Source organism: Bacillus sp. GW821-FHT11D08, assembly GCF_058808515.1.
This window is the reverse complement of the sequence record NZ_JBXARS010000020.1, coordinates 1-1,714: the sequence shown is the minus strand read 5'-3', so window position 1 is coordinate 1,714 and position 1,714 is coordinate 1. Positions and strand designations below refer to the sequence as shown.

Genomic DNA, 1,714 nt, shown 5'->3' with positions numbered 1-1,714 from the left:
TCTTTGAAAACTAAACAAGACAAAACGTACCTGTTAATTCAAAGTTTTAAATAAATCGCACAGCGATGTGCGTAGTCAGTCAAACTACTTTATCGGAGAGTTTGATCCTGGCTCAGGACGAACGCTGGCGGCGTGCCTAATACATGCAAGTCGAGCGGACAGATGGGAGCTTGCTCCCTGATGTTAGCGGCGGACGGGTGAGTAACACGTGGGTAACCTGCCTGTAAGACTGGGATAACTCCGGGAAACCGGGGCTAATACCGGATGGTTGTCTGAACCGCATGGTTCAGACATAAAAGGTGGCTTCGGCTACCACTTACAGATGGACCCGCGGCGCATTAGCTAGTTGGTGAGGTAACGGCTCACCAAGGCGACGATGCGTAGCCGACCTGAGAGGGTGATCGGCCACACTGGGACTGAGACACGGCCCAGACTCCTACGGGAGGCAGCAGTAGGGAATCTTCCGCAATGGACGAAAGTCTGACGGAGCAACGCCGCGTGAGTGATGAAGGTTTTCGGATCGTAAAGCTCTGTTGTTAGGGAAGAACAAGTGCCGTTCAAATAGGGCGGCACCTTGACGGTACCTAACCAGAAAGCCACGGCTAACTACGTGCCAGCAGCCGCGGTAATACGTAGGTGGCAAGCGTTGTCCGGAATTATTGGGCGTAAAGGGCTCGCAGGCGGTTTCTTAAGTCTGATGTGAAAGCCCCCGGCTCAACCGGGGAGGGTCATTGGAAACTGGGGAACTTGAGTGCAGAAGAGGAGAGTGGAATTCCACGTGTAGCGGTGAAATGCGTAGAGATGTGGAGGAACACCAGTGGCGAAGGCGACTCTCTGGTCTGTAACTGACGCTGAGGAGCGAAAGCGTGGGGAGCGAACAGGATTAGATACCCTGGTAGTCCACGCCGTAAACGATGAGTGCTAAGTGTTAGGGGGTTTCCGCCCCTTAGTGCTGCAGCTAACGCATTAAGCACTCCGCCTGGGGAGTACGGTCGCAAGACTGAAACTCAAAGGAATTGACGGGGGCCCGCACAAGCGGTGGAGCATGTGGTTTAATTCGAAGCAACGCGAAGAACCTTACCAGGTCTTGACATCCTCTGACAATCCTAGAGATAGGACGTCCCCTTCGGGGGCAGAGTGACAGGTGGTGCATGGTTGTCGTCAGCTCGTGTCGTGAGATGTTGGGTTAAGTCCCGCAACGAGCGCAACCCTTGATCTTAGTTGCCAGCATTCAGTTGGGCACTCTAAGGTGACTGCCGGTGACAAACCGGAGGAAGGTGGGGATGACGTCAAATCATCATGCCCCTTATGACCTGGGCTACACACGTGCTACAATGGACAGAACAAAGGGCAGCGAAACCGCGAGGTTAAGCCAATCCCACAAATCTGTTCTCAGTTCGGATCGCAGTCTGCAACTCGACTGCGTGAAGCTGGAATCGCTAGTAATCGCGGATCAGCATGCCGCGGTGAATACGTTCCCGGGCCTTGTACACACCGCCCGTCACACCACGAGAGTTTGTAACACCCGAAGTCGGTGAGGTAACCTTTATGGAGCCAGCCGCCGAAGGTGGGACAGATGATTGGGGTGAAGTCGTAACAAGGTAGCCGTATCGGAAGGTGCGGCTGGATCACCTCCTTTCTAAGGATTTTAACGGAATATAAGACCTTGGGTCTTATAAACAGAACGTTCCCTGTCTTGTTTAGTTTTGAAGGA

Annotated in this window: 1 rRNA gene; it reads left to right on the top strand. The window is 53.3% G+C overall.

The annotated features are described in order from the left end of the window. The first annotated feature begins 89 nt into the window (after nucleotides 1-89). Nucleotides 90-1,639 (top strand): 16S ribosomal RNA (locus tag AC1RRX_RS19205). The last annotated feature ends 75 nt before the right edge of the window (nucleotides 1,640-1,714 follow it).